The sequence below is a fragment of the Schleiferilactobacillus perolens DSM 12744 genome, assembly GCF_001435585.1.
Lineage (GTDB): Bacteria > Bacillota > Bacilli > Lactobacillales > Lactobacillaceae > Schleiferilactobacillus > Schleiferilactobacillus perolens.
On record NZ_AZEC01000041.1, the window covers coordinates 1 to 1,657 of the forward strand.

The 1,657-nt window shown below is 38.5% G+C and carries 2 protein-coding genes; both read left to right on the top strand.

Features of this window, described 5'->3' with window-relative positions; translation table 11 throughout:
- On the top strand, window positions 1–708 hold a 708-nt coding region (locus tag FD09_RS15420), incomplete at its 5' end, for a helix-turn-helix domain-containing protein (RefSeq protein ID WP_083488011.1).
- A gap of 23 nt (window positions 709–731) precedes the next feature.
- Window positions 732–1,616 carry an IS3 family transposase gene (locus FD09_RS15425; RefSeq protein ID WP_120770892.1) on the top strand — a complete coding sequence of 295 codons (885 nt, stop codon included), beginning with the start codon at window positions 732–734 and terminating at the stop codon, window positions 1,614–1,616.
- Window positions 1,617–1,657: the final 41 nt, after the last annotated feature.

Sequence of the window (1,657 nt, forward strand, 5' to 3'; positions counted from 1 at the left end):
AAAAAATCTGTGTACCTAAGGGGTTTTTGTATGCGTTCAAATAGAAAGTATTCATTTGATGAAAAGATTAACATTCTTAATCTGATTGATAATAACCATACGGTGCAATCAATTGCCAGGGATCTACAAATAAATAAAAACGTTATTCATCAATGGAAAAGATTGTACGATCTCAATGGAAGTGAAGGCTTAAGGCATCAAAGAAAAAATCGCAGCTATTCTCAAGCATTCAAAGAAAGGATTGTACAGGAACATATCAAAGAAAAGCTGTCTTTTCCAAAATTAGCCACCAAGTATGGTTTGAGTAGCGCCGGGATGGTGTCTAATTGGTTTAGAGATTATACTATTGGAAAGAAAACTTATTCCAATAGAAATCCGAGGAACCGAAAGATGAAAGACGGACGCAAGACAACCCAAATTGAACGCATTGAAATAGCTCAATGGACTATCGCCAACGACTATGCTTACCACGAGGCCGCTAGCCATTTTGAGGTCTCGTATCAACAAGTTTATACCTGGGTCAAGAAGCTAAATAACGGCGGTGTGGACGCTTTAGCCGACCGCCGTGGGAAAAGTAAAGCTACGCCACTTACCGAGTTAGATATCGCTAAACTGAAAATAAAAGAATTAGAAGCTAGAACTAAACATTTGGAAATGGAAAAGGACCTGTCAAAAAAATTGAAAGAGATTCAAAGGAGAGTGAAGTAAGTGGTTGGTCATCAATCGACCGGATCTCAAAATATCAGGCAATTCAAGAACTAGCCGGTAAATATCCCATAAGTTGGTTGTGTCAAGAAGTCGGGATCAAGCGGAGGTCATATTATAAATGGTTGAACCGGACATTAACCGCTAATGAACGACTAAATGATGAGCTAGTTAAATTCATGCTTAAATTAGAAATTAGCCATAATTATATATTTGGTGTTGAAACCTTAGTTATGCACATCAACGAAGAGACTGAGTACCATGTGAATGCCAAACGTATCAGAAGATTAATGCAAGTTAACCATATCAAATCATCGATTCGCATTAGTAAACATGATCGTAAAGCGGAATATAAAGAAATGATGTCAGCCAATATCATCAAGCATGATTTTAATCAGGAAGAATCTAATAAGGTTTGGACAACCGACTGTACTGAATTAAAATACGGTAATCAAAGTCTCAACAAACTACGACTTAGTGCCATCAAGGATTTACACGATCACAGTATCGTTGCCTGGGCGATCGATGATACCGAAACGACAACACTGGTGACAGCAACTGTTAATAAAGCAATGAAAAGTAATGACCTGGCCGCCAACGAATTAATTTTACACACTGACCAAGGTTCGGCCTATACATCATTAGAATTCAATCGGGCCCTTAATAGCTATGGCATTTGCCATAGCATGTCAAGACCGGGGACACCTGGAGACAACGCGCCTATGGAGAGTTTCTGGAGTCATTTAAAAGATGAGGACTTAAGTTTTAAAACCGCATTGACCAAAGAAGAATTACTTCAAAACATTACCAAAGCAATTGACTGGTACAACAACGGTCGACGTCAAAAGTCATTAAAAGGCATGACCCCGACAGAATGTCGAAATCATGCCCTCCGATTTAAAGCATCATAATTTATATTATTTAAACTGTGTACTTGACAGGGTGTAGTGCC